General features: G+C 72.7%; 22 protein-coding genes and 1 pseudogene. 15 read left to right on the top strand and 8 right to left on the bottom strand.

The annotated features are described in order from the left end of the window. Positions 1 to 127: 127 nt before the first annotated feature. The 11 genes and pseudogenes from LUZ64_RS26845 to LUZ64_RS26795 all read left to right on the top strand — a co-directional run bounded on the left by LUZ64_RS26845 (position 128) and on the right by LUZ64_RS26795 (position 9,009). Entirely contained in the window at positions 128 to 1,048 is a 921-nt protein-coding gene (locus LUZ64_RS26845) for a Rossmann-like and DUF2520 domain-containing protein (protein WP_095579457.1), read from the top strand. Further along, the gene (panC, locus tag LUZ64_RS26840; RefSeq protein ID WP_095579456.1) at positions 1,045 to 1,911 is read left to right on the top strand and encodes a pantoate--beta-alanine ligase; all 867 of its coding nucleotides are present in this window, start codon (positions 1,045 to 1,047) and stop codon (positions 1,909 to 1,911) included. Before LUZ64_RS26845 ends, panC begins: the two co-directional genes overlap by 4 nt. Continuing rightward, positions 1,908 to 3,611: pseudogene (locus LUZ64_RS26835) on the top strand (L-aspartate oxidase); the annotation flags it as partial. The gene panC and the pseudogene LUZ64_RS26835, both read left to right, overlap by 4 nt. A gap of 117 nt (positions 3,612 to 3,728) precedes the next feature. Further along, the gene (nadC, locus tag LUZ64_RS26830) at positions 3,729 to 4,637 is read left to right on the top strand and encodes a carboxylating nicotinate-nucleotide diphosphorylase (protein ID WP_232390391.1); all 909 of its coding nucleotides are present in this window, start codon (positions 3,729 to 3,731) and stop codon (positions 4,635 to 4,637) included. Next, positions 4,637 to 5,434 carry a type III pantothenate kinase gene (locus LUZ64_RS26825; protein ID WP_087926920.1) on the top strand — a complete coding sequence of 266 codons (798 nt, stop codon included), beginning with the start codon at positions 4,637 to 4,639 and terminating at the stop codon, positions 5,432 to 5,434. The genes nadC and LUZ64_RS26825 overlap by 1 nt, the downstream gene beginning before the upstream one ends. Positions 5,435 to 5,543: 109 nt before the next feature. Then, the gene (locus LUZ64_RS26820; RefSeq protein WP_095579454.1) at positions 5,544 to 6,215 is read left to right on the top strand and encodes a hypothetical protein; all 672 of its coding nucleotides are present in this window, start codon (positions 5,544 to 5,546) and stop codon (positions 6,213 to 6,215) included. A gap of 244 nt (positions 6,216 to 6,459) precedes the next feature. Then, entirely contained in the window at positions 6,460 to 7,176 is a 717-nt protein-coding gene (locus LUZ64_RS26815; protein ID WP_095579453.1) for a hypothetical protein, read from the top strand. A 66-nt stretch (positions 7,177 to 7,242) separates the two neighbouring features. After that, on the top strand, positions 7,243 to 7,422 hold the full coding sequence (locus tag LUZ64_RS26810; RefSeq protein WP_095579452.1) for a hypothetical protein: 180 nt from the start codon (positions 7,243 to 7,245) through the stop codon (positions 7,420 to 7,422). A 152-nt stretch (positions 7,423 to 7,574) separates the two neighbouring features. After that, positions 7,575 to 7,970, top strand: coding sequence for a BlaI/MecI/CopY family transcriptional regulator (locus LUZ64_RS26805; protein WP_087926917.1), 396 nt, complete (start codon positions 7,575 to 7,577; stop codon positions 7,968 to 7,970). Between the two features lie 9 nt (positions 7,971 to 7,979). After that, on the top strand, positions 7,980 to 8,498 hold the full coding sequence (locus LUZ64_RS26800) for an amino-acid N-acetyltransferase (protein ID WP_095579451.1): 519 nt from the start codon (positions 7,980 to 7,982) through the stop codon (positions 8,496 to 8,498). A 172-nt stretch (positions 8,499 to 8,670) separates the two neighbouring features. Continuing rightward, complete coding sequence (locus tag LUZ64_RS26795) at positions 8,671 to 9,009, top strand: histone-like nucleoid-structuring protein Lsr2 (RefSeq protein WP_087926915.1); 339 nt, start codon at positions 8,671 to 8,673, stop codon at positions 9,007 to 9,009. Here the strand turns inward: LUZ64_RS26795 and LUZ64_RS26790 are convergent. Continuing rightward, entirely contained in the window at positions 8,940 to 9,602 is a 663-nt protein-coding gene (locus tag LUZ64_RS26790) for an SCO3374 family protein (RefSeq protein ID WP_232390368.1), read from the bottom strand. The two genes, LUZ64_RS26795 and LUZ64_RS26790, sit on opposite strands and share 70 nt — an antisense overlap. A 490-nt stretch (positions 9,603 to 10,092) precedes the next feature. Between LUZ64_RS26790 and LUZ64_RS26785 the strand changes: the two genes are divergently transcribed. Continuing rightward, the gene (locus tag LUZ64_RS26785; RefSeq protein WP_087926914.1) at positions 10,093 to 12,618 is read left to right on the top strand and encodes an ATP-dependent Clp protease ATP-binding subunit; all 2,526 of its coding nucleotides are present in this window, start codon (positions 10,093 to 10,095) and stop codon (positions 12,616 to 12,618) included. A gap of 137 nt (positions 12,619 to 12,755) precedes the next feature. On the opposite strand, the gene LUZ64_RS26780 is transcribed toward LUZ64_RS26785, so the two are convergent. Both LUZ64_RS26780 and LUZ64_RS26775 read right to left on the bottom strand, forming a co-directional pair. After that, positions 12,756 to 15,083: an NACHT domain-containing protein gene (locus LUZ64_RS26780; protein WP_143593034.1), complete on the bottom strand. Its 2,328-nt coding sequence runs from the start codon at positions 15,081 to 15,083 to the stop codon at positions 12,756 to 12,758. Positions 15,084 to 15,151: 68 nt separating this feature from the next. Next, positions 15,152 to 15,505, bottom strand: a complete 354-nt coding sequence (locus tag LUZ64_RS26775; protein ID WP_095579449.1) for a trypco2 family protein — start codon at positions 15,503 to 15,505, stop codon at positions 15,152 to 15,154. Positions 15,506 to 15,881: 376 nt separating this feature from the next. On the opposite strand from LUZ64_RS26775, the gene LUZ64_RS26770 reads away from it, so the two are divergent. Both LUZ64_RS26770 and LUZ64_RS26765 read left to right on the top strand, forming a co-directional pair. After that, positions 15,882 to 16,613, top strand: a complete 732-nt coding sequence (locus LUZ64_RS26770) for a M23 family metallopeptidase (protein WP_095579448.1) — start codon at positions 15,882 to 15,884, stop codon at positions 16,611 to 16,613. A gap of 178 nt (positions 16,614 to 16,791) precedes the next feature. Continuing rightward, positions 16,792 to 17,253 (top strand): VOC family protein, encoded by a 462-nt coding sequence (locus tag LUZ64_RS26765; RefSeq protein WP_095579447.1) that lies wholly within the window; start codon positions 16,792 to 16,794, stop codon positions 17,251 to 17,253. A 203-nt stretch (positions 17,254 to 17,456) separates the two neighbouring features. On the opposite strand, the gene cseC is transcribed toward LUZ64_RS26765, so the two are convergent. The 5 genes from cseC to LUZ64_RS26740 form a co-directional block, all read right to left on the bottom strand. After that, a complete protein-coding gene (gene cseC / locus LUZ64_RS26760; protein WP_095579446.1) occupies positions 17,457 to 18,758 on the bottom strand; it encodes a two-component system sensor histidine kinase CseC in 1,302 nt (433 codons plus the stop codon). 30 nt (positions 18,759 to 18,788) lie between these two features. Further along, on the bottom strand, positions 18,789 to 19,496 hold the full coding sequence (cseB, locus tag LUZ64_RS26755) for a two-component system response regulator CseB (RefSeq protein ID WP_095579445.1): 708 nt from the start codon (positions 19,494 to 19,496) through the stop codon (positions 18,789 to 18,791). 7 nt (positions 19,497 to 19,503) lie between these two features. Further along, the gene (locus LUZ64_RS26750) at positions 19,504 to 20,160 is read right to left on the bottom strand and encodes an LppP/LprE family lipoprotein (RefSeq protein ID WP_232390367.1); all 657 of its coding nucleotides are present in this window, start codon (positions 20,158 to 20,160) and stop codon (positions 19,504 to 19,506) included. Then, positions 20,148 to 20,696, bottom strand: coding sequence for a SigE family RNA polymerase sigma factor (locus LUZ64_RS26745; RefSeq protein WP_087926908.1), 549 nt, complete (start codon positions 20,694 to 20,696; stop codon positions 20,148 to 20,150). The genes LUZ64_RS26750 and LUZ64_RS26745 overlap by 13 nt, the downstream gene beginning before the upstream one ends. A 259-nt stretch (positions 20,697 to 20,955) precedes the next feature. After that, the gene (locus LUZ64_RS26740) at positions 20,956 to 21,879 is read right to left on the bottom strand and encodes an iron-sulfur binding domain-containing protein (RefSeq protein WP_095579444.1); all 924 of its coding nucleotides are present in this window, start codon (positions 21,877 to 21,879) and stop codon (positions 20,956 to 20,958) included. Positions 21,880 to 22,235: 356 nt separating this feature from the next. Between LUZ64_RS26740 and LUZ64_RS26735 the strand changes: the two genes are divergently transcribed. Continuing rightward, the gene (locus LUZ64_RS26735; RefSeq protein ID WP_232390366.1) at positions 22,236 to 23,984 is read left to right on the top strand and encodes a sensor histidine kinase; all 1,749 of its coding nucleotides are present in this window, start codon (positions 22,236 to 22,238) and stop codon (positions 23,982 to 23,984) included. Position 23,985: the final 1 nt, after the last annotated feature.

The following is a 23,985-nucleotide window of genomic DNA, read 5'->3' as shown; positions in this document are numbered from 1 at the left end:
CCCGGATCCCGGCCCAGGGTTTTCCACAGGGCTGGGGACGCCCAGAAGCGGTCCCCTTCCACTCGCGTAGCATGACGAGGGAATCGTCCGGTACCCCCCGCGGACTGGAACGGAAGGCCGTCGCCGCGTGAACGCACATCCCCTCCCGGAGCACCCGAGCCCCCAGGACCGACCCGCCAGGCTCACCGTCGGTGTCGTCGGCGCGGGCCGTGTCGGCCCCTCGCTCGCCGCCGCTCTCAAGCTGGCCGGGCACCGTCCGGTCGCCGCCTCCGGAGTCTCGGACGCCTCCGTGCGCCGGGCCGCCGCCCTGCTCCCGGACGTCCCGCTCGTCCCGCCCGCCGAAGTGCTCGCCCGTGCCGAGCTGGTCCTCCTCACCGTCCCCGACGACGTCCTGCCCGGCCTCGTCGCGGGGCTCGCCGAGACCGGCGCCGTCCGCCCCGGCCAGCTCCTCGTGCACACCTCCGGCCGCCACGGCACGGCCGTCCTCGATCCGGCGCGCCGGGCCGGCGCCCTGCCGCTCGCCCTGCACCCGGCCATGACCTTCACCGGCACCCCGGTCGACGTCGAGCGGCTGGCCGGCTGCTCCTTCGGCGTCACCGCCCCCGACCAGCTGCGGCTCGCCGCGGAGGCCCTGGTCATCGAGATGGGCGGCGAGCCCGAGTGGGTCGCGGAGGAAGCCCGTCCGCTCTACCACGCGGCCCTCGCCATGAGCTCCAACCACCTGGTCACCCTGGTCGCCCAGGCCATGGAGCTGCTGCGGACCGCCGGGGTCTCGGCCCCCGACCGCATGCTCGGCCCCCTCCTCGGCGCCGCGCTCGACAACGTCCTGCGCGCCGGTGACGCCGCCCTCACCGGACCGGTGGCGCGCGGCGACGCCGGCACCGTGGCCGCGCACATCGAGGAGCTGCGCGCCCACGCCCCCCAGGCCGTCGCCGGATACCTGGCCATGGCCCGTACGACCGCGGACCGCGCCCTCGCGCACGGCCTGCTCAAGCCCGAACTGGCGGAGGACCTCCTCGGCGTCCTCGCGGACGGAGACATCGCATGATCACCCAGCTGCCGCGCACCGCGGAGGAGCTCCACGCCCTGCCGCGCGAAGGACGGCGGGCCGTCGTGATGACGATGGGCGCCCTCCACGAGGGCCACGCCACCCTGATCCGCACCGCCCGCGGGCTGGTCGGGCCCGAGGGCCAGGTCGTCGTCACGGTCTTCGTCAATCCGCTCCAGTTCGGCGCCGGCGAGGACCTCGACCGCTATCCGCGCACCCTCGAAGCCGATGTCGAGCTGGCCGGGGCGGCCGGCGCCGACGCCGTCTTCGCCCCGTCCGTCGACGAGGTCTACCCCGGCGGCGAGCCCCAGGTCCGGATCACCGCCGGGCCCATGGGCGAGCGCTTCGAAGGCGCCTCCCGCCCCGGCCACTTCGACGGCGTGCTCACCGTCGTCGCCAAGCTCCTCCACCTCTCCCTGCCGGACGTCGCGCTCTTCGGGCAGAAGGACGCCCAGCAGCTCGCGCTGATCCGCCGCATGGTCCGCGACCTCAACTTCCCGGTCGAGATCGTCGGCGTCCCCACCGTCCGGCAGGGCGACAACATCGCCCTCTCCAGCCGCAACCGCTATCTCTCCGAGGCCGACCGGGCCACCGCGCTGGAGATCTCCCGCGCCCTGCTCACGGCCGCGACGGCGGAGGAGCTCGGCGCCGGTCCCGTCCGCCGCTCCGCCCGGGCGGTCCTCGACGCCGCCGCGGCGATGGAGCCCCCGCTCGTCCTCGACTACGTGGCCCTCGTCGACCCCGCCGACTTCACCGAGGTCCCCGACGACCACACCGGCGAGGCCGTCCTCGCGGTCGCCGCCCGGGTGGGCACCACCCGCCTCATCGACAACATCCCCCTGACGCTCGGAGGCCCGCGATGACCGGGATACGCCTGCACGCGCCGCACCCCGGCTGGGCGACCCGGGCCGACGTCGTCGTCATCGGCTCCGGCGTCGCCGGCCTGACCGTCGCGCTGCGCTGCGCCGCCGCCGGCCGTAAGGTCACCGTCGTCACCAAGGCCCGTCTGGACGACGGCTCCACCCGCTGGGCCCAGGGCGGCATAGCGGCGGCGCTCGGCGAGGGCGACACCCCCGAGCAGCACCTCGACGACACCCTCGTCGCCGGCGCCGGCCTCTGCTCCGAGGAGGCCGTCCGCACCCTGGTCACCGAGGGCCCCGACGCCGTGCGCCGGCTCATCGCCACCGGCGCGCACTTCGACACCGACGCCGACAGCGGCGAGATCCTGCTGACCCGCGAGGGCGGTCACCACCGCCGCCGGATCGCCCACGCCGGCGGCGACGCCACCGGCGCCGAGATCTCCCGCGCCCTCGTGGAGGCCGTCCGCGCCGCCAGCATCGAGACCATCGAGCACGCCCTCGTCCTCGACCTCCTCAAGGACGACGAGGGCCGCGCCGCCGGCGTCACCCTGCACGTCATGGGCGAGGGCAAGGTCGACGGCGTCGGCGCCGTCCACGCCGAGGCCGTCGTCCTGGCCACCGGCGGCATGGGCCAGGTCTTCTCCGCGACCACCAACCCCGCCGTCTCCACCGGCGACGGCGTCGCCCTCGCCCTGCGCGCCGGGGCGGAGGTCTCCGACCTGGAGTTCGTCCAGTTCCACCCCACCGTCCTGTGGCTCGGCCCCGACGCCGAGGGCCAGCAGCCCCTGGTCTCCGAGGCGGTCCGCGGCGAGGGCGCCCACCTCGTCGACGCCGACGGCCACCGCTTCATGGTCGGCGCCCACGAGCTCGCCGAGCTCGCCCCCCGCGACATCGTCGCCAAGGGCATCATGCGGCGGATGCGGGAGACCGGCACCGAGCACATGTACCTCGACGGCCGGCACTTCGGCGCCGAGATGTGGGCGAGCCGCTTCCCCACCATCCTCGCCGCCTGCCGCGCCCACGGCATCGACCCCGTGACGGAGCCTGTCCCCGTCGCGCCCGCCGCCCACTACGCCTCCGGCGGCGTCCGCACGGACCTGCGCGGCCGCACCACCATCGAGGGCCTCTACGCCTGCGGCGAGGTCGCCTGCACCGGCGTCCACGGCGCGAACCGGCTCGCCTCGAACTCCCTGCTGGAGGGCCTGGTCTTCGCCGAGCGCATCGCGGCGGACATCGCCTCCCTCCGGCACGCGCCCGGTCGCCCGCCCGTGCCCGCCGAGGACGAGCTGCCCGGCACCCCCGCCCCGTGGGAGACGGCCGGATTCCTCGTACCGCCCAAGGCGCGCCTGGAGATCCAGCGCGCCATGACGGCCGGTGCCGGCGTCCTGCGCTCGGCCGCGAGCCTCCGCCGCGCCGCCGCCGAGCTGGACCGCATCGACACCGAGCGGGCGAGCACCCTGGAAGCGCCCGGCACCGAGAGCTGGGAGGCCACCAACCTCCTCCTCGTCGCCCGTGTCCTGGTCGCCGCCGCCCTGCGCCGCGAGGAGACCCGCGGCTGCCACTGGCGCGAGGACCGCCCAGAGCGCGACGACACCGCCTGGCGCCACCACCTCCGGGTGACCCTCCGCCCGGACCGCACGCTCGCCGTCTCCCGCACGGACTCGGCCGCATTCCCGCCCGTCATCCCCTCCGCCCCCAAGGAGACCAGCGTGAGCACCCCCGAAGACCTCGCCCTGCACCGGATCGCCCTGCCCGGAGAAGAACCCGTCGTGGCCACCGCCGGTGGCTGCGGTGACGGCTGCGGCTGCGGCGAGATCTTCATGGAGGGCGAGACGGAGTGCGGGCTCGACCCCGCCCTCGCCGCGCTCCTCACCGAGGCGGGCCTGAACCCCCTCCAGATCGAGGATCTCGCCCACCTCGCGATCGAGGAGGACCTCGACGGCGGCGAGGACGTCACCACCGTCGCCACCATCCCCGGGGACGCCGTCGCCACCGCCGACTTCACCGCCCGCGAGGACGGCACCGTCGCCGGACTGCGCATCGCCGAGGCGATCCTCTCCGTCGTCTGTACCGACGAGTTCGAGGTTGAGCGGCACGTCGAGGACGGCGACCGTGTGACGGCCGGCCAGAAGCTGCTGTCCGTGCGGACCCTCACCCGTGACCTGCTCACGGCCGAGCGCAGCGCCCTCAACATCCTCTGCCACCTCTCCGGCATCGCCACCGCCACCCGTGAGTGGAGCGACATCCTCAAGGGCACCAAGGCCGCCGTCCGCGACACCCGCAAGACCACGGTCGGCCTGCGCGCCCTGGAGAAGTACGCCGTGCGCTGCGGCGGCGGCGTCAACCACCGGATGTCCCTGTCGGACGCCGCGCTCATCAAGGACAACCACGTCGTCGCCGCGGGCGGGGTCGCCGAGGCGTTCCGGGCCGTCCGCGCCCGGTTCCCGGACGTCCCCGTCGAGGTCGAGGTGGACCGGCTCGACCAGATCCCGCCGGTGCTCGCCGAGGGCGCCGACCTGATCCTGCTCGACAACTTCACCCCCGAGCAGACCCGCGAGGCCGTCGAGCTCGTCGCGGGCCGCGCGATGCTGGAGTCCTCCGGCCGCCTGACCCTGGTCAACGCCCGCGCCTACGCCGAGGCCGGCGTCGACTACCTCGCGGTCGGCGCGCTCACCCACTCCTCCCCGATCCTCGACATCGGCCTGGACCTCCGGGAGGAGGGGGCCTGATGCTGCTCACCATCGATGTCGGCAACACCCACACCGTCCTCGGCCTGTTCGACGGCGAGGACATCGTCGAGCACTGGCGGGTGTCCACCGACGCCCGCCGCACCGCCGACGAGCTGGCCGTCCTGCTCCAGGGCCTGATGGGCATGCATCCGCTGCTCGGCGAGGAGCTGGGTGACGGCATCGACGGCATCGCCATCTGCTCCACGGTCCCCTCCGTCCTGCACGAGCTCCGCGAGGTCACCCGCCGCTACTACGGCGACGTCCCCGCGGTCCTGGTCGAGCCGGGCGTCAAGACCGGCGTGCCGATCCTCATGGACAACCCCAAGGAGGTCGGCGCCGACCGCATCGTCAACGCCGTCGCGGCCGTCGAGCTCTACGGCGGCCCGTGCGTCGTCGTCGACTTCGGCACGGCCACGACCTTCGACGCCGTCAGCGCCCGTGGCGAGTACGCGGGCGGGGTGATCGCCCCGGGCATCGAGATCTCCGTGGAGGCACTGGGCGTCAAGGGCGCCCAGCTCCGCAAGATCGAGCTGGCCCGCCCGCGCAGCGTCATCGGCAAGAACACCGTCGAGGCCATGCAGTCCGGCATCCTCTACGGCTTCGCGGGCCAGGTCGACGGCGTCGTCAACCGCATGGCGCGCGAGCTCGCCGACGACCCCGACGACGTCACGGTCATCGCCACCGGCGGGCTGTCGCCGCTGGTCCTCGGCGAGGCATCGGTGATCGACGAACACGAGCCGTGGCTCACGCTCATCGGCCTGCGCCTGGTCTACGAGCGCAACGTCGCCCGGTCCTGACGGGTCCCGGCGGGCCCCGGCCGGCACACCGCTCGCCCGGGGGCCCGGGAATTCGCCGGGCCCGGACGCAACCAACCCCCCGCTCCCACTGTCCTGTCAGCTGCGGAGCATGATCGTGTACATGATGGGCGTGGGGTTCATGGGCAGAAGACGGACGGTGCGGTCGGCGGTCTCCATCGCCGCGTCGGGAGCGGCCGGGCTGGTCCTGGCCGCCGCCCCGGCATGGGCCGGCGCGCCGCCGCGCGCCGATTACCAGGCCGTCGCCCAGCCCGTCGTGGGCCGGGTGGGCCAGACCGTCGAGGTCGAGCTGGGCGTCAGGAACGGCGGCCCCGGCCCGGCCGGTCGGCACGGCGGCCACGGCGCGGGCGCGTACGAGGTGACGGCCCCCGAGGGCACCACGGTCATCGCGACGCCCCCGCCGGGCGCCGACGGCAGACAGCCCTGCGTCGCGACGCCCTCGCCCGGCCCCGTCCGCTACCGCTGCGTGATTGCTGACGACTTCCCGGCCGGCGACCGCGAGACGCTCCGCTTCCGGGTCCGCATCGACAAGAAGGTCGAAGGCGCCGAGGGCCGGGTGCGCGTCCTCGACCACGACGGCTCGGACGCCCCCGACCCGGACCCGGACAACGACACCGCGCCGATCCGCGTGGAGGTCGTGGACCGTGCTCCCCTGGCCCCCGTCGAACCCGACACCAACGGGACCCTGCTGCTCGCCACCACCTCCGGCACCGCCCTCTCGGCGGGCGCCATCGCCCTGGGGGTCCGCCGCAAACAGCGCTGACCGGCCGCCCACGCGCCCCTTGCCACCGCGGTCACGCCCTCTTCGGGTGCCGGCCCGCGCGCCCCTCCGCCGCGGCCACGCCCTCCTCGGGTGCCGGCCCGCGCGCCCCTCCGCCGCGACCGCACCCCCTTTCCGGTGCGGTCATGCCCCCTTTCCGGTGCCGCCCCGCCCGCTTTCCCGGTGATGCCACGCCCGGAAATGGCAGCTCAGCGAAATTTGTCGGCTTAGCACTTAAAGTCAGCCCATGCCTACGCCCTATGGATCCCGCGGCGGCATGGCGTTCAGCGCGGACGAACTGCGCGTGCTGCGCCGAGCCCTCGCCATCGCCCTTCACCCCGAGTCCGTCCCCCGCCGCCCCGGCCCCGAGCGCGACGAAGAGGTGCGCGAGTGCCTCCGGCTCGCGGAGGCCGTGGACGAGGCCGCCCGCGAGGGCGGCAGGCTGCGCGCCTTCCTCCTCGCCGACCTCGCCCGCTACCGCGCCGCCCTGCCCGGCGCCGTCACCGGCTACGCGGAGCGCCTCCAGGACGCCCTCGCGGCGGGCTACCGGCCCGGAGCGGACGACCTGGCCGCCCTCCGCCGTCTGTGCGCGGCGCCCGCGGGCCGGGAGGAGGCGGGCCGCCGCCGCGCCCTGCTGGCCCGCTGCGAGCGCCTGGCCGAGCAGGACGTACGGATCCGTCTCGCGGACCGCGGGAGCGCCCACGACGGGGCCCTGGCGGGTCGTGGCCGGCTGCTGGCCCTGCCCGGCGGCCGCGCGTCGGCCGCCCCCGGGGCCGCCGGCCCGGACCCGAAGCCGAAACCCGCCCCCGGGCCGGACCCGGCGGCCCCGAAGCCGGATCCGAAGGCCCCGAAAGGGCCGGGAACCCCGGGACGTCCCGTGCCCACTCCGGGCGAGGTGTTCCCGCCCCGGCGCAAGCCGACGCCGCCCGGCGCGGTGCGGGGACCCGAGGCCAGACCCGCCTGACGCGCGCGTAATCTGGACGGGTCGCTCACAAGCCGTGCAATACCGACCCAGAAGGAGCCGACGGCCATGGATTATGTCGCCGCACTGGTGCCGCCCGTGGTGATGGCGGTCGCATTCACCGCCCTGGTCGTGACGATCGTCAAGAGTCAGGGTGGCGCGAACAAGGGCAAGGAAGACGCCTTCGTCGACGCCGCCCTCGCCCGCGCCGAGAGTGCCGGACAGCCCGCCAAGGCTGGCGAAGCCTGAGGTGTCGCCGGGACGCGCGCGGCCATGAGGGCGCGGTACGTCCCCAGGGCGTACGGACCGAGAGCGCAATTCTCGGCCGTGCGCCCTTTTTTGCTGCCACTATGCCGCCCCGATAAACCGGCATTCTAGACATCTCCCACTATTATTCGCGTGTGGTTCGACGCCTGGGTGATCTGGAAGACGCCGTCATGACGCGCGTGTGGGACTGGAACCGGCCGGTCACTGTTCGAGAAGTGCTGGAAGACCTTCAACAGGAACGGTCCATCGCGTACACGACCGTGATGACCGTAATGGACAACCTGTATCAGAAGGGCTGGCTGCGCCGGGAAGCGGAAGGCCGCGCCTATCGATATGAGGCGGTCTCCAACCGGGCCGCCTACTCGGCCGCACTGATGAACGAAGCGTGGTCCCTCAGCGACAACCCCGCGGCCGCTCTCGTGGCCTTCTTCGGGATGATGTCGGCCGAACAACGCGAAGCCCTGCGCGACGCGATCCGGGTGGTGCAACTCGACGGGCCCGGCGAGCCGGGGGGCCCTCCGGGACGATAGCGTCCCGCCATGCCCGCACTATCTAATGTCGTCACCGTCCGCCGCGCTCGGACCAGCGATGTTCCCGCGCTCCGCCGCATCCTCAACACGTACGTTCGCGAGCGCATCCTCCTCGACAAAGCCACCGTCACGCTTTACGAGGACATCCAGGAGTTCTGGGTGGCGGAGCGGGACGCGGACGGCACCGTCATCGCCTGCGGCGCACTCCATGTGATGTGGGAAGACCTCGCGGAGGTACGCACTCTCGCCGTCGACCCGGCCGCCCGGGGGACGGGCGTCGGTCACTCGGTACTGGACAAGCTGCTCCAGACCGCGCGCTGGCTGGGTGTCCGGCGCATTTTCTGCCTCACCTTCGAAGTGGACTTCTTCGCGAAGCACGGCTTCGTGGAGATCGGTGAGACGCCGGTGGACGGTGATGTCTACAGCGAGCTGCTGCGTTCCTATGACGAGGGCGTTGCCGAGTTCCTGGGTCTCGAACGGGTGAAGCCGAACACCCTTGGCAACAGCCGGATGCTTCTGCATCTGTGATCGCGACCCCTATCGCGGTCCCTATGTCCGAATCGCGCCCCTATCACATGCCTCCGGAAGGGATGGTTCCCACGCGGAAGGCGGGCTGAACCTTCCCGGGGGGTTTGTGTTTTTCCGGCAAAGGCGGTTTGCTATTCCTCCGTAATCCCATTTTCCACTGAAAGGATTCCCCGTGGCACAGAAGGTTCAGGTCCTTCTTGTCGATGACCTCGACGGTGGCGAGGCGGACGAGACCGTGACGTTCGCGCTCGACGGCAAGACCTACGAGATCGACCTCACGACGGCCAACGCCGACAAGCTGCGCGGCCTGCTGGAGCCGTACACCAAGAGCGGCCGTCGCACGGGTGGCCGCGCCGCGGCCGGCCGGAGCAAGGTGCGCGCCGGCGCCACGGGTGGCAGCCCCGACACCGCGAAGATCCGCGCGTGGGCCAAGAAGAACGGCTACAACGTCAACGACCGCGGCCGTGTCCCCGCCGACATCCGTGAGGCGTACGAGAAGGCCAACGGCTGATCTCCCGTCGGCCGGCGTGTGCGCGCCTCCCCGGCGCGCAGCAAACGGGCCCGGTGGCATTCCGTCGCCGCCGCGCTCACGAGCCGTACGAGATCGGGGGCGCCCCCCTCGCCCCCGAGTCCGGTCACCGGAAGTGTCGGCTCGACCTCGCGCCCCGGCTCGGGAGGCCGTACCCATACGGCCCTCCCCGCGCCGAGCGCCCCGAGGCGCCCGCGGTCCCCTGTGGAGCGCGGCACCGGCGCGACGATCCGGCCGCCCGCACCCAGAGCGGTCAGATCCAGGGCCACCCCGCCCCACTCCAGCCAGTCGAGCAGCCCGGGCAGCTCGTCCGCGCTGCCCGCGGCGATCAGGAAGCGCAGCCTGCGCGCCCGACCGTCGAGCGCGACCGGTCCGGTCCGCCCGACGCGCCGCAGCACCGCGAAGCCGGCGTCCACGGGTAGGTCCAGGGCGTCGAACCGCGCCCCGGTGAGCAGGGTCAGGGGCGCCTGGGAGCACACCCCCGCGGTGGGCCACCGCAGCCCGTGCTCGTACCACCGGCGCGCCTGGCACCATGGACACGGGGGAACACAGGGGCCCGGGAGGGTTGCGGTCATACGCGGTGCAACTGTGAAACTCTCAAGAGGTTACGCAGGGTTGATAGTTGGGCACGCTCCGTATAAGGAGTGAGGGGCGCGCGGGGGCTCCAGGTGGCGCGGGGGTGTTCGCCCGTAGCGGATGGAGGGTGTTCGCGCCGCATGGATTGTCAATGCTTGCGGGTAGGACATTCCCAGTGGGAAGAGGCGGTATAGCAGCGCGCGGAGCGCACCACCCGGGCCGCGGGCGGGCGTGTCGGGCCGAGCGGGCGTTCGCCATGGGCGTAGTGGTGGTGGGCGTATATCCCTGGCCTGCGGGAACATCGTCTCCCACCATCGGGTTGGAGGAGTTGTCGGCTGTTCGGCAGCAGGTTTCTCCCGCCACCGCGGGGGTGATCCGGACGGATGTCGGCAGTTGGAATGAGCTGTCCCGTCCCACGGGACTAGCATGCGGAAGGACAGGGAGGGGACCGACCCCTAACTGCCTGACCGCTCTGAGGAGCGATTAACGATGTTCGAGAGGTTCACCGACCGCGCGCGGCGGGTTGTCGTCCTGGCTCAGGAAGAAGCCCGGATGCTCAACCACAACTACATCGGCACCGAGCACATTCTCCTGGGCCTGATCCATGAGGGTGAGGGTGTCGCCGCTAAGGCCCTGGAGAGCCTCGGGATTTCGCTCGAGGCGGTCCGCCAGCAGGTGGAGGAGATCATCGGTCAGGGCCAGCAGGCCCCGTCCGGGCACATTCCCTTCACTCCCCGTGCCAAGAAGGTCCTGGAGCTGTCGCTCCGCGAGGCCCTCCAGCTCGGCCACAACTACATCGGTACGGAGCACATCCTGCTCGGCCTGATCCGCGAGGGCGAGGGCGTCGCCGCCCAGGTCCTCGTGAAGCTGGGCGCCGATCTGAACCGGGTGCGGCAGCAGGTCATCCAGCTGCTCTCCGGCTACCAGGGCAAGGAGGCCGCCACCGCCGGCGGCCCGGCCGAGGGCACCCCCTCGACCTCGCTCGTCCTGGACCAGTTCGGCCGCAACCTCACGCAGGCCGCCCGCGAATCCAAGCTCGACCCGGTCATCGGGCGCGAGAAGGAGATCGAGCGGGTCATGCAGGTGCTGTCCCGCCGTACCAAGAACAACCCGGTCCTCATCGGCGAGCCCGGCGTCGGCAAGACCGCCGTCGTCGAGGGACTGGCCCAGGCCATCGTCAAGGGCGAGGTGCCCGAGACCCTCAAGGACAAGCACCTCTACACCCTCGACCTCGGCGCCCTGGTCGCCGGCTCCCGCTACCGCGGTGACTTCGAGGAGCGCCTGAAGAAGGTCCTCAAGGAGATCCGCACCCGCGGCGACATCATCCTGTTCATCGACGAGCTCCACACCCTGGTGGGTGCGGGCGCCGCCGAGGGCGCGATCGACGCCGCGAGCATCCTCAAGCCCATGCTGGCCCGGGGCGAGCTCCAGACCATCGGCGCCACCACGCTGGACGAGTACCGCAAGCACCTGGAGAAGGACGCCGCCCTCGAGCGCCGCTTCCAGCCCATCCAGGTCGCCGAGCCCTCGCTGCCGCACACCATCGAGATCCTCAAGGGTCTCCGCGACCGTTACGAGGCGCACCACCGCGTCTCCATCACGGACGAGGCCCTGGTCCAGGCCGCCCAGCTGGCCGACCGCTACATCTCCGACCGCTTCCTGCCGGACAAGGCGATCGACCTGATCGACGAGGCCGGCTCCCGGATGCGCATCCGCCGGATGACCGCGCCGCCGGACCTCCGCGAGTTCGACGAGAAGATCGCCGACGTGCGCCGGGACAAGGAGTCCGCGATCGACTCGCAGGACTTCGAGAAGGCCGCCTCGCTGCGCGACAAGGAGAAGCAGCTCCTCGCCGCCAAGGCGAAGCGCGAGAAGGAGTGGAAGGCCGGCGACATGGACGTCGTCGCCGAGGTCGACGGCGACCTGATCGCCGAGGTCCTCGCGACGGCCACCGGCATCCCGGTCTTCAAGCTGACGGAGGAGGAGTCCTCCCGCCTGCTGCGCATGGAGGACGAGCTGCACAAGCGCGTCATCGGCCAGAAGGACGCCATCAAGGCGCTCTCCCAGGCCATCCGGCGCACGCGTGCGGGCCTCAAGGACCCGAAGCGCCCCGGCGGCTCCTTCATCTTCGCCGGCCCGTCCGGTGTCGGTAAGACGGAGCTGTCCAAGACGCTCGCCGAATTCCTCTTCGGCGACGAGGACGCCCTGATCTCCCTCGACATGTCGGAGTTCAGCGAGAAGCACACCGTCTCGCGCCTCTTCGGCTCCCCGCCCGGATACGTGGGCTACGAAGAGGGCGGCCAGCTCACCGAGAAGGTGCGCCGCAAGCCGTTCTCCGTCGTCCTCTTCGACGAGGTCGAGAAGGCCCACCCGGACATCTTCAACTCGCTGCTCCAGATCCTGGAGGACGGTCGCCTGACCGACTCCCAGGGCCGGGTCGTCGACTTCAAGAACACCGTCATCATCATGACGACCAACCTCGGCACCCGGGACATCTCCAAGGGCTTCAACCTGGGCTTCGCCGCCCAGGGCGACGTCAAGACCGGGTACGAGCGGATGAAGGCCAAGGTCAACGAAGAGCTCAAGCAGCACTTCCGCCCCGAGTTCCTCAACCGCGTCGACGACACGGTCGTCTTCCACCAGCTCACCGAGGAAGACATCATCCAGATCGTCGACCTCATGATCGCCAAGGTGGACGAGCGGCTGAAGGACCGCGACATGGGCATCGAGCTGAGCTCGGAGGCCAAGTCGCTCCTCGCCAAGCGTGGCTACGACCCGATCCTGGGCGCCCGCCCGCTGCGCCGCACGATCCAGCGCGAGATCGAGGACATCCTCTCGGAGAAGATCCTCTTCGGTGAGCTGCGCTCGGGCCACATCGTGGTCGTGGGCATCGAGGGCGAGGGTGAGGAGAAGAAGTTCACCTTCCGCGGCGAGGAGAAGTCGGCGCTGCCGGACACCCCGCCGATCGAGTCCACCGCCGGTGGCGCGGGCCCGAACCTCTCGAAGGACGCCTGAGAAACAAGCGGTAGCCGGATCCCCGCAAGGGGATCCGGGGCCGGCCCCGGAACCGTTCGCCGGTTCCGGGGCCGGCCTTTTCCGTCGGACCGGTCAGGCGTGACAGCCCGCCGGACCAGCCTGACCGTTCCGACCCGTCAGACCAGAGGGGAGCCGTTCGCCCGGAGGCTGATCAGCGTCATCAGGAGTTCCTTTTCCCTGGCCGAGAAGTCACTCGGACACGGCATGTTCGTGAGCGCTTCCTTCAGATTGCCCGACGGGTGCCTGGCGGCTTCCGGCGACGCGAGCCGGACCGCGGTCTCCTTGATTCCGCCCCACACCCTGTCGTGCAGATCGTCGTCCAGGTAGGCCGCGTCGGCCGCGCAATTCCCGGAAAGCGCCCGGAGCGCCCACTCGTCCTCCCCGGCACCGACCCCCGCCGCCGCGTCCGCCGCGGCGGCCACCCCCTCCAGGACCCGCCGCTCCTCCGCCCTCCCGCAGTGCCCGATCACCAGCCTGATCACGTCCTGCCAGGGCTCCTCCGCCGCGTGGCTCAGCAGCTCGTCCAGGCAGTCGCTGTCCTGGAACTCCTTCGCCGCCAGATAGTCCTGGAACGTGCGGTGGATGAACTGCACGGAGTCCCTCGTGCGCTCCTGGAGCAGCCCGCTGCGGTTGAGGAGGTGGGTCAGGACCTCCTCGGGCGTGCCCTGGTCCCGCACCCGGCGCAGGCCCCGCATCGCGAGCGCGATCTGGCGCACCGCCTGCTCCCGGGAGAGCTCCACGCGGCCGTTGCGGACCAGCCAGACGGCGACGCGCTGGAGCAGCTGCCGGCCGTCGTCCGGTTCCAGCTCCATGCCCTCGGGCCTGTGGATGCGGCGGTGGGCGTCCCGGCCGCCGAGCAGCATGGTGAGCGCCGCCCGGTAGAGCTCCCAGCGGGTACGGGGCAGCAGGCCGCTCCGGCGCCGGTGGAGGGCGCAGACGACCGCGCACAGGAGCGGCGTACGGGCCAGGTCCCGCAGGCCCGCCGTACGCCGGAACTCCTGGGTCAGATTGCCCTCCAGCTCCACCAGCAGCTCCCGCTGCCGTCTCGCCCGCTCCCCGTCCGCGTAGCCCTCGCACTCCAGCCGGGCCGCCGCGTGCCACGCCGCCACGAACGACTGGATGTCCGTGTCGCTCATGGGCAGCAGCCGGAGTTCCTCGAAGCCCTCGGCCTCCAGCCACGCGTGGTCGACGGCGAGCGGGCGCACCGTGACCAGACAGCGCGTGGCGGGGTGCAGCCGGAGGAGCTCGGCCAGCCATCGGCGGGCGGGGGCGCGGTCCTCACGGGGGAGCTCGTCCAGGCCGTCGACGAGCAGCAGCGCGCGCCCGGATTCCAGCACCCGGCCCGCCCAGCCCGGCGGCGGCGCGTCCACCGGCAGCCGGGCGATCGTGGACAGCTGGGACGGGGTGGGACTGGTGATGCCCTGAGCCGCCAGACTGCGCAGCGGGACCACGAACGGGACCAGGCCGTTCAGGGCGCCCAGCTTCCTCGGCAGCGTGTGGCACGCCGCGTGCGAGGCCAGCCACCACACCAGCGTGGTCTTGCCCGCGCCCGCCTCGCCGCGCAGGACGGTCCGCGGGCGCGATCCGAGGAGGTCCTCCACACGCTGCGCCCCGGCCCGGGCGGGCCCGGGGGCCTGTCCGGGCGCCCGCGCCTCCAGGCTGAGGTAGGCGGTGTCCAGGTCCCAGGTGTTGTCCCCGGAGCCCAGGTCGTCCAGGCCGAAGATCTCCAGTCGGCTGTACGCGGCCTTGACCGCCTTCGCGTAGGCCGCCTCGTAGGCGAGGTCGTCGGGGTGGGCCGAGAACACCTCCTCCACCAGGAGGGAAGGGGCCTCCGGCCAGTGCTTCCGGAGTGCGGACCAGAAGTCGGCGCTGCTGACGATCTGGATCAGTGGTACGGCGTCGACGGCCGAGTGGTCCCAGCCGGGCGGGTCCTCGCTGACGATGCCGATCAGCACCTGCCCGGCGAGTACCGGCCCTCCGGACAGGCCGGCCCAGGGGGAGCCGCCGGATCCGCCGACGGGCGGGTGGTGGTCCGTGCGCAGGACGTACCGTCTGCGCAGGCTCCCCGAAAGCGGGGTCAGCGTGCCCGGCACCTGCACCGCCTCCAGGCTGCCGTCGGGGGAGCGCTGCACCTGTGGGAACCCCATCGCCTGGCAGCCGGTCATCGGCTTCCACGTGACGCAGACGCCCCAGCGCAAGGGGCCCAGCCGTGCCGCGTGCACCAGCGGACGCTCGGCGAGCAGCAGGGCGGCGTCGCGGGCGCCGGTCTCCCCCTTCCACACCACCTCGCAGGGCACCGGGTCGGACAGGTGCCCGCCGAGGGCGAGCGCGTGCGGCCCCCGACCGCCGGCGCCGCCCTCGCCCGAGCCGGCGTCCAGGACGTGCGCGCTGGTCAGCACGAGCGTCGGGGTCAGGAGCACCCCACTGCCCTGTGCGCCGGCCATGACGGCCACCAGGCGGTCCGCCACCGACGGCGCGGGCCGCGCGGGCCCCGGGCCGTCCCCGGACGGGATCACCGCCCCGTGGAGCCGAACCGCGAGACGCCGCCCGGGCGCTCGTTCCCCACGCGCACGCCGCCGCCCGTGCGGGCGTCCTTCGGGGTGAGGGTGAAGGCGACCCGGTGGGTCCGGGTGGAGCCGCGGGACGCCTCGGCGTCCGCGCTGATCACCCAGGCCTTCACCCCGCCCTTGCCCGTCGCGTCCCGGCGGATCTCGACGGTGAACTCCATGGAGATCTCGCCGACGTCGAAGACGATCTCCTCGCCCTGACCGCGTGCCGCGGCCGTCGTGAGGCCCTCCCGGACCGCCTGTACGGCGTCCGCCAGCTCGACGTCCTCAAGGTGGGAGAAGCGGGAATCGTTGCCCATCGCGGTGGCCCCCCGGCTGTGTGCGCGCGTCCGTACGTCTGCTGCCGGGAGCGTACCGCCGGGGGCGGGCCTTTGGTCCCGGAACGGGGAAGGCCGAAAGTCCATTCGCGGTGATACGGCCCATAGGGCGTGGGTCACATACTACGGCGAATAGCAGAACAATGGCCTGCCAAATGGTCTTGCAAAAGCCTCCGGGAACCCGCATATCGGGCCCGGAACCCGTCCCGGACAGGGCTCCGCCCACCCCCTCCCCTCTACTGCATTCGCTAGTAGAGGCCGTCCTTGGCAGGGCGGCGAATGCGGGTTACCAAGGTAGGGCGATCCCGGTTCGTGAAGTTCGCAGCCGGGACCCATTCCTGCCTGGAGGTATTTGTTTATGTCGAAGCTCGCCGCTTTCCGTAATTCCGGCACGTCCGTTCTCCGCAACCGTGCCGCCGTCGTGGCCGCCGGCCTCGGAGCCTCGCTCGCGCTCGGAACCGGTGTGGCGCTGGCGGCCGACACCACCTCGCAGGCGCAGCTCCCGGCCTTCGCGTCCGTCGCGGCCCTGGACGACGTCCTGCACGCGCAGGGCGAGACGCAGCTGAAGGCCGCGGCCAAGGACAAGGCCGCGCAGGAGCAGGCCAAGAAGGACGCCGAGAAGCGTGCCGCGGACGCCCGCGGCGCCGCCGAGGCCAGCCGCAAGCGTGCGGACGCCTGGGTCTCGCCCGTCGAGGGCTACCAGGTCGGCCAGCCCTTCGGTAAGTCCGGCGCCATGTGGGCCAGCAAGCACAGCGGCCAGGACCTGGTCGTGAACACCGGTACGTCCGTGAAGGCCGTGCACGGCGGTACGGTCGTGAAGGCCGGCCCCAACGGTGGCGGCGACGGTCCCGCGTACGGCAACGCCATCGTGATCAAGCACGACGACAACACGTACTCGCAGTACGCGCACCTCTCGCTGGTGAAGGTCTCGGTCGGCCAGACCGTGACCACCGGCCAGGAGATCGGCCTGTCGGGCTCCACCGGCAACTCTTCCGGCCCCCACCTGCACTTCGAGATCCGTACGACCCCGAACTACGGCACCGCCGTCGAGCCGGTCGGCTTCCTGAAGGCCCACGGCGAGACCCTCTGACCCGTAGCGCACCCGAAGCGCACCGGTCGGTCACGAGCCGGCGCACCGCCTCCGCGCGGTGCGCCGGTTTCGTCGTTCCCGGCCCGGTCGTTCCCGGGGGGGCGGGCGGCGCGGGCCGTGCCTACGGTGGTCGTGAGGCGGTACGAACGCCCGGCCGTACGCACCCCGGGAGCACGCCATGATCAAGGGCATCGCCATCACCACCGTCTGGGTCCTCGACCAGGACCGGGCGAAGGAGTTCTACACCGAGAAGCTCGGTCTGGAGGTCCGCACCGACATGACCGTGGGGGGCGACGAGGGCATGCGCTGGCTGACGGTCGGCGCCAGGAGCCAGCCGGACGTCGAGCTCACCCTGATGGTCCCCGGCCCGCCCGGGCTGGACCCGGAGTCCGCCGAGGCCGTGCGGAAGCTGATCGACAAGGGCGTGCTGGGGGCGGGGGTGCTGAGCACGGACGACGTCCGGCGGGATTACGAGACGCTGCGGGGGAGGGGCGTGGAATTCCTCCAGGAACCGCAGGAACGGCCTTATGGGACCGAGGCGATTCTGCGGGACGACTCGGGTAACTGGTTTTCCCTGACCGAGCGGCGTGAGCGATTGGACCTGGCCAAGGACTGGGGGGAATGCGTCGACCCGATGTGAGCGGGTGAGCGGTGGGTGGCCGCCGCGCGGGCCTTTTCCCGCCCGTCTCTTCCCGCCCGTCTCTTCCCGTAATCACCGGGGGCCGACTCGTGGGCCTCGTTTCCCGTGGCGGCGCGCGCGGGTCTCGAATTCCCCGGCCACCGCGGGGAGATGTCCTCCCCGGCCGGGTTTCCCCGGCCGCCCTCAGTCCGGTACCCGGATGATCAGTCCGGCACCCGGATGATCGGGAAGCTCCCCGTGCTCGTCGGCGCCGACTCCGGCAGCCACAGCACCGCGATCGCGCCCGTACCGCCCTCCACCTCCGGATCCGCGTTGCGGAACGTGAGGCGCGCCCCCAGGACGCGGGCCTGGCCGGCCGCGATCGTCAGACCCAGGCCGTGGCCCTTGCCCGCGCGGTCCTTGCTGCCCGTGCGGAAGCGGCTCGGGCCCTTCTCCAGGAGCTCCTCCGGGAAGCCCGGGCCGTGGTCGCGCACGCGCAGCACCCGCCCCTCGACCGTGACCTCGAAGGGGCCCCGGCCGTGCTTGGCGGCGTTGGCGAGGAGGTTGCCGAGGATCCGCTCCAGACGGCGCGGGTCGGTGGAGACGTACGCCTCGCGGACGACCTTGACCCGGGCGTCCGGCTCCACGATCCGCACCCGGCGCGTCACGAACTCCCCGAGCCGGATGTCCTGCATCTCGGCGCGCTCCGCGAAGCCGTCCAGCCGGGCGACCTCCAGGACGTCCTCGACCAGGGTGCGCATCGCCTGCGCCCGGTCGCGCACGAGCTCGGTGGGGCGGCCCGGCGGCAGCAGCTCGGCGGCCGTGAGCAGGCCGGTGACGGGCGTGCGCAGCTCGTGGGCGATGTCGGCCGTGACCCGCCGCTCGGCCTCCAGCCGGTCCTGGAGCGCCTCGGCCATGCCGTCGACGGCGCGCGCCAGGTCGTCCGTCTCGTCGCGCACCCGGCCGCCGATGGCCTCGCGCACCCGCACCTCGGGGTCGCCGTCGGCGACCTTGCGGGCGGCGGTGGCGGCCTTGCGCAGCCGCCGGGAGAGCTGGCCGCCGATGAGGATGCCCAGGGCGGTGCCGCCGAGCACCACGGAGACCGAGCCGATGATCAGCACCCGGTCCAGGGTGTCGATGATCGAGAAGCGGTCCTTGAACTTGGTGTGTATCGAGAGGATCTTGCCGTTGCGCAGCGGCACCGAGGCCCAGACCTCCGGGGTGCCGTTGCCGGCGGAGTCCTGGAGGTAGGTGGCGCGCAGCCCCACCGCGGCGGCGTCCCGCAGCTGCTGGGGCAGCGTGGGGTCGTCGACCTTGGCGTGGAGCATCAGCCGGCCGGTGTTCTCGTAGTACCGCTGGGCGATCTGGACGCGCTCGTCCATCACGTCCCGGCTGTTGTCGAGCATCGACAGCCGCGCCGCGTTGTGCACGACGAGGCTGAGCGCGACCGCCACGAGCGCGCTGACCCCGGCGATGGCCAGGCTGACCTTCCAGCGCAGGCCCGAGCGGAGGGCGAGCTTCACCACGACGGGGTCCGGTGGTTCACCATCGGGTGCTCAGCCTCTGAGCTTGTAGCCGAAGCCGCGGACCGTCTCGATCCGGTCCTGGCCGATCTTGCCGCGCAGCCGCTGTACATGGACGTCCACGACCCGGGTGTCGCCGCCCCAGCCGTAGTCCCAGACCCGCTCCAGCAGCCGGTCGCGGGAGAGCACGGTGCCGGGCGCCGCCGAGAACTCCAGCAGCAGCCGCATCTCGGTGGGCGTGAGGGCGACGGGCTCGCCCGCCTTGCGGACCTCCATGCCCTCCGTGTCGACCTCCAGGTCGCCGAAGCGCAGCACGCCGCCCGCGAGGGGCTCCGGCTGCTCGGCGCCCGTCGAGCCGTTGGGGCCGCTGGCGTGGCCGAAGCGGCGCAGCACGGCTCTTATCCGGGCGACGAGCACGGCGCCGTCGAAGGGCTTGGTCACATAGTCGTCGGCCCCGGCCTCCAGGCCGAGCACGACGTCGATGCTGTCCGCGCGCGCGGACAGCATGATCACGGGGACGGTCGACTCGTCACGGATCCGGCGGCACAGGCTGACGCCGTCCAGACCGGGCACCATGACGTCGAGGAGCGCGATGTCGGGCTTACGGGCGCGGAACCGCTCCAGCCCCAGCAGGCCGTCCGGCACCGCGGTCACCTCGAAGCCGTCGCGCTCCAGCGCCAGCTGGGTCGCCTCGCGAATGACGTCGTCGTCCTCGACGAAGAGCACATGGGTATCGGCCACGCCGCTCTCAGCCCTCCGTTCCCACGCTCGGGAGTTCCTTGTCGTTGTTACCGACCTTGCTGAAGTCGGTATGGGTGCGACCGGTCTCCCGGAACTCGTTCCCCGACCAGTGGTACGTCATGACATCCCTGCCCGACGCGCAGCACGCCGCGTCACCCGGACCGTAGACCTCCCGGGTGACCTGGAGGTCGCGGCGGTCGATGTCGGCGTAGACGGGCGGCTGCTCGGCCGCGAACACGTTCACATACGAGTCGCCCTTGGCACGGTACACATAGGAACCGACACCGATGGAATCCGCGCAGGTCATAACGTTGATCACCACGTCGTTGCGGGAACCGTCGGTCAGCTGCCCGTAGATCACGTCCACGGGGTAGTTGTTCTTCGTGCAGGGCTTGAGGTTCTTCTTGACCTGATCGCTGACCTTGGGATCACTCTTGATCAGCTTGATGGCGTCGACCTTCTCGTGCGTGGGCACGGCCGACGACGAGGGCACGCGGCTGGGCTTCGCCGCCGACTGGGTCTGCGCGGTGCCCTCCTTACGGACGCCCTCGCTGCCCGCGTCGCACCCGGCAAGCAGAAGACCGGCGGCCGCGGCCAACGCTGTGACCGTGCCGCCGGTGATCAGTGCCGGCCGTGCGGGAGCCGCCTTTCTCAGGCTGCGCACCGTTCCTGCCCCCGCTCGTTGCGCTCCAGGGCGTGGAAGTCCAGATCGCGGCTCTCCAGCTCCTGCCGCAGCCGCGCGAGCGCCCTGTGCAGCGTGCTCTTGACCGTGCCCGTCGACATGCCGAGCGCCTCCGCGGTCTCCTCGGTGCTCATCTGCTCCCAGTGTCGCAGCACGACGACGCTGCGCTGCTTGGGTGCCAGGACTCCGAGGATGTCCATCAGCAGGGCGCGATCGGCGTGCTGCTCCGTGCCGTCCTCGACGCTCGCGTCGGGGAGCTGCTCGGTGGGGACCTCGTCCAGCTTGCGGGCGCGCCACCACTCCGTACGAGTGTTGATCATGACACGCCGGAGGTAGGCGTCGGCCAGCGACTTGTCCGCTATGCCGTCCCAACGGCCGTACGTGCGCACCAGCGCGGTCTGGAGGAGGTCCTGCGCGTCGATGGGGTCCGGCACGAGACGGCGGGCGCTGCGCAGGAGGGCGTCCTGACGGTTGCGCACGTACTCTTCGAAGTCCAGAACCTTGCCGCTGCTGGCCATCGTGCAGCCTCCATTCCGCTTGCGTTCCCCGCGTCACGCTGGTGGTCCTCCAGCACGAGTAGGACGCTACGGAGGCGCTGTTGCGACGCCATGTGCATCAGACCTTCGGCTGATACACAGCTGTCCATAGGTTGTGTAACAGCGGAACGTTAAAGACGAAGAAATGGGGCGCAAAGGGGGCTCCGCGCCTTCACTTCATCACTGTGATGTGTGCGGTGGCGCGGGTGTGTGTGACCGGGGCGCGCGGGGGTGTGCGACGTCAGTGGCCGGAGGGCGCCGGGACGCTGAGCGGCAGCCGGTACCAGCCGTCCGCCAGCGGCTCCACCAGGCCGTCCGCCACCAGCCCGTCCAGCGCGCGGGCCCGCTGCACCGGCTCGTTCCACACCGTGTCCAGCACCGCCTGCGGCACGGGGTCGATCGCCTCGCGCAGCACGGCCAGCAGCTTGCCGCGCACCTGCCGGTCCGTACCGGCGTAGCTCTGGGTGCGGCGCGGCGGACCGTCGTGCTCCGGCGAGCCGGCCGCCCGCCACGCGCAGTGGGCGGCGATCGGGCAGCGGGCGCAGTCGGGGGTGCGGGCCGTGCACACCAGCGCGCCCAGCTCCATGGTCGCGGCGGCCCAGCGGGCGGCCACCGGCTCGCTCTCGGGGAGCAGCGCGCGGGCCAGCTTCCGCTCGGCGGCGGTCGTCGCGTTCGGCGGGTACTGGGTGCCGCTCACGGCCCGGGCGAAGACCCGGCGCACGTTGGTGTCGAGGACGGCGTGCCGCTGGCCGTAGGCGAAGGACGCGACGGCCGCCGCCGTGTACTCGCCGACGCCCGGCAGCGCCAGCAGCCGCGCGTGGTCGTGCGGCACGTCACCGCCGTGCAGCTCCGTGATGGCCGACGCGGCGGCGTGCAGCCGCAGCGCGCGCCGCGGGTACCCGAGCCGGCCCCACGCGCGGACCGCCTCGCCGGGCGGCTCGGCGGCCAGGTCGGCCGGGCGCGGCCAGCGGGCCAGCCACTGCTCGTACACCGGCAGCACCCGGCTGACCGGCGTCTGCTGGAGCATGAACTCGCTGACCATCACCCCCCACGGCCCCGCCTCCGGGCGGCGCCAGGGGAGATCACGGGCATGGGCGCCGAACCAGTCGATGACGGGGTCGTGCAGGAGGGCCGGCGTCTCGGGCGGTGCAGTCATGGCAGTCATGGCGTCACCGATCCTGACACGGACGCGCACGAGCGGGAAACGCGCCGGGCCCCGTGGGCATGACTTTCGTCAACGGGTGGGTGCGCCTGCGGCGGGCCTTTCCCCCGGCCCCGCCCCTTCCCGAAACCTGGGCTTCGCCCCGGACCCCGGTGTCCTCAAGCGCCGGACGGATTTTGGGCCCGCCGGCGCTTGAGGACACCGCGCGAAGCGCGGAAAAGGGGGCCCGGGGGCGAAGCCCCTGGATACGGGAAGGGGCGGGTAGGGGAAAAGGCCCGCCGCAGGCGCACCCCCGCCCCCCCGTATCCCTGACTTTCGTCAGAGGCGTCGCGCCCTCGTCCGCTTGTACCGTCGGCCCGGTGAGACGCACCGTCACCCCGCGCGGGACCCTGCCCGACGTCCTGCTGTGGGCGGCGCTCGCCGCGCCCGCGCTCGCCGTGGGGCCGCTAGGCCTGAACGCGCCCCGGCCCTGGTGGCTGCGGACGGCCGACTGCGCGGTGCTCGCGCTCGCCGTCGCGCTCTCCCGGTCCCGGCCCGTCCCGGCCCTGCTGCTGGTGGCCGGTCTCGGACTCGCGGTCTCGCCGTCCCTGTTCACGCTGGGCTACGGGCCCGCCCTGGCTGTCCTCGCCTACCTCCTCGGCCGCCGCGCCGACGGGCCCCGCCCGGCGCTGTACGCCTTCGCGGGCGTCGCGGCGGCGGGTACGCCCCTCGTCGTCCTGCGGGGCGCCGACCCCGTCGTCGAATGGCTGGTTCTGACCGGCACCCTGCTCTTCGGCGCGGTCTTCCCCTGGCTCGTCGGCCGCTACCGGCGCCAGGACCGCGCGCTGGTGGCCGCGGGCTGGGGCCGTGCCGCGCAGCTGGAGCGCGAGCAGGAGATCGTCGCCGACCGGGCCCGGCTGCGGGAGCGCGCCCGCATCGCCCAGGACATGCACGACTCGCTCGGCCACGAGCTCAGCCTCATCGCGCTGCGCGCCGGAGCCCTCCAGGTGGCGCCCGGCCTCGCCCCGGAGCACCGGGCCGCCGCCGCCGAGCTGCGCGGGGCGGCCGCCGACGCGACCGACCGGCTGCGCGAGATCATCGGCATCCTCCGCGACCCGTCGCCGCCCTCGCTCACCCCCGCCGACGAGACGATCACGGCGCTCGTCGCACGGGCGTCGGCCTCGGGCCTGCACGTGCGCCTGTGCGCCCCGCGTGAGGAAGCGGAAGGAGCGCCCTCCATGGCGGCGCGCGCCGCCTATCGGGTCGTCCAGGAGGCGCTGACCAACGCCGCCAAGCACGCGCCCGGCGCCGAGGTGGCCGTGGACGTCGAGGAGCGGCCGGGGGAGACGGCGGTGACGGTGGTCAACGGACCGGCACCCGGCGAGGGCCCGGACCGCGCCCTTGACCCCGCCCCCGCGTCGCACGGCGGCACCGGGCTGCTCGGGCTGCGCGAGCGGGTCGCCCTGGCCGGAGGCGACTTCACGGCGGGCCCGTACCAGGGGGGCTTCCGGGTCCGCGCGAGGCTCCCGCACGCGGCGGCGGGCGCCGGTCGCCCGGGGCGTCATGCCCCGGAAGCCCGCGCGCCGCGGGAACACCCACCCGTACCCGACGGCACCGGTGCCCACCCCGCGCCGCCCGCCCGGGCGCTCGCGGACCCGGTCGCACCCGGCGGGACGCCGTCCGGGGAGACCGCGGGCGGCCCCCGGGACGCCACCCCGCTCGACGCCTTCGCCCGCGCCCGACGGGCCACCCGGCGCGGGACCGTCGTGCCGTTCGCCGTGGCCGGCGCGGGCGCCGCCGTCTTCGTGACCGCCGCCTTCGGCTGGTACGCCTACGTGAAGACGCACTCGGTGCTCACCCCCGCCGAGTACGCCGGGCTGCGCGTCGGCGCCCCGTACGCCGCCGTCGCGCCCGTACTGCCGGACCGCCGGGTCACCGACCCGCCGTCCGACCGGGCCCCGGAACCGCCCGCCGGGGCGGACTGCCGCTACTACCGGGCCACCGGCGAACTCTTCGTCAGCGTCGACCACTACCGGCTCTGCTTCCGCGACGGCCGCCTCGTGGCGAAGGACCGCGTCCCCAGGGCCGGCGGCGCGACGGAGATTGTGGAACAGGAGAAGAAAGAGTGAG

Origin of the sequence: Streptomyces albireticuli, from assembly GCF_021228125.1 — a bacterium.
GTDB lineage: Bacteria > Actinomycetota > Actinomycetes > Streptomycetales > Streptomycetaceae > Streptomyces > Streptomyces albireticuli.
Note: the sequence above shows the minus strand (reverse complement) of the source record. Positions and strands in the feature narration are given on the sequence as shown.

Coding starts and splice junctions, on each gene's coding strand:
- LUZ64_RS26825 (WP_087926920.1), top strand. CDS start 4,637: ATGCTGCTCACCATCGATGTCGGCAACACCCACACCGTCCTCGGCCTG.
- LUZ64_RS26745 (WP_087926908.1), bottom strand. CDS start 20,696: ATGGCCAGCAGCGGCAAGGTTCTGGACTTCGAAGAGTACGTGCGCAAC.
- LUZ64_RS26770 (WP_095579448.1), top strand. CDS start 15,882: ATGTCGAAGCTCGCCGCTTTCCGTAATTCCGGCACGTCCGTTCTCCGC.
- nadC (WP_232390391.1), top strand. CDS start 3,729: ATGGAGGGCGAGACGGAGTGCGGGCTCGACCCCGCCCTCGCCGCGCTC.
- LUZ64_RS26815 (WP_095579453.1), top strand. CDS start 6,460: ATGCCTACGCCCTATGGATCCCGCGGCGGCATGGCGTTCAGCGCGGAC.
- LUZ64_RS26740 (WP_095579444.1), bottom strand. CDS start 21,879: ATGACTGCCATGACTGCACCGCCCGAGACGCCGGCCCTCCTGCACGAC.
- LUZ64_RS26775 (WP_095579449.1), bottom strand. CDS start 15,505: ATGGGCAACGATTCCCGCTTCTCCCACCTTGAGGACGTCGAGCTGGCG.
- LUZ64_RS26820 (WP_095579454.1), top strand. CDS start 5,544: ATGATCGTGTACATGATGGGCGTGGGGTTCATGGGCAGAAGACGGACG.
- panC (WP_095579456.1), top strand. CDS start 1,045: ATGATCACCCAGCTGCCGCGCACCGCGGAGGAGCTCCACGCCCTGCCG.
- LUZ64_RS26765 (WP_095579447.1), top strand. CDS start 16,792: ATGATCAAGGGCATCGCCATCACCACCGTCTGGGTCCTCGACCAGGAC.
- LUZ64_RS26800 (WP_095579451.1), top strand. CDS start 7,980: ATGCCCGCACTATCTAATGTCGTCACCGTCCGCCGCGCTCGGACCAGC.
- LUZ64_RS26780 (WP_143593034.1), bottom strand. CDS start 15,083: ATGGCCGGCGCACAGGGCAGTGGGGTGCTCCTGACCCCGACGCTCGTG.
- LUZ64_RS26790 (WP_232390368.1), bottom strand. CDS start 9,602: ATGACCGCAACCCTCCCGGGCCCCTGTGTTCCCCCGTGTCCATGGTGC.
- LUZ64_RS26810 (WP_095579452.1), top strand. CDS start 7,243: ATGGATTATGTCGCCGCACTGGTGCCGCCCGTGGTGATGGCGGTCGCA.
- LUZ64_RS26785 (WP_087926914.1), top strand. CDS start 10,093: ATGTTCGAGAGGTTCACCGACCGCGCGCGGCGGGTTGTCGTCCTGGCT.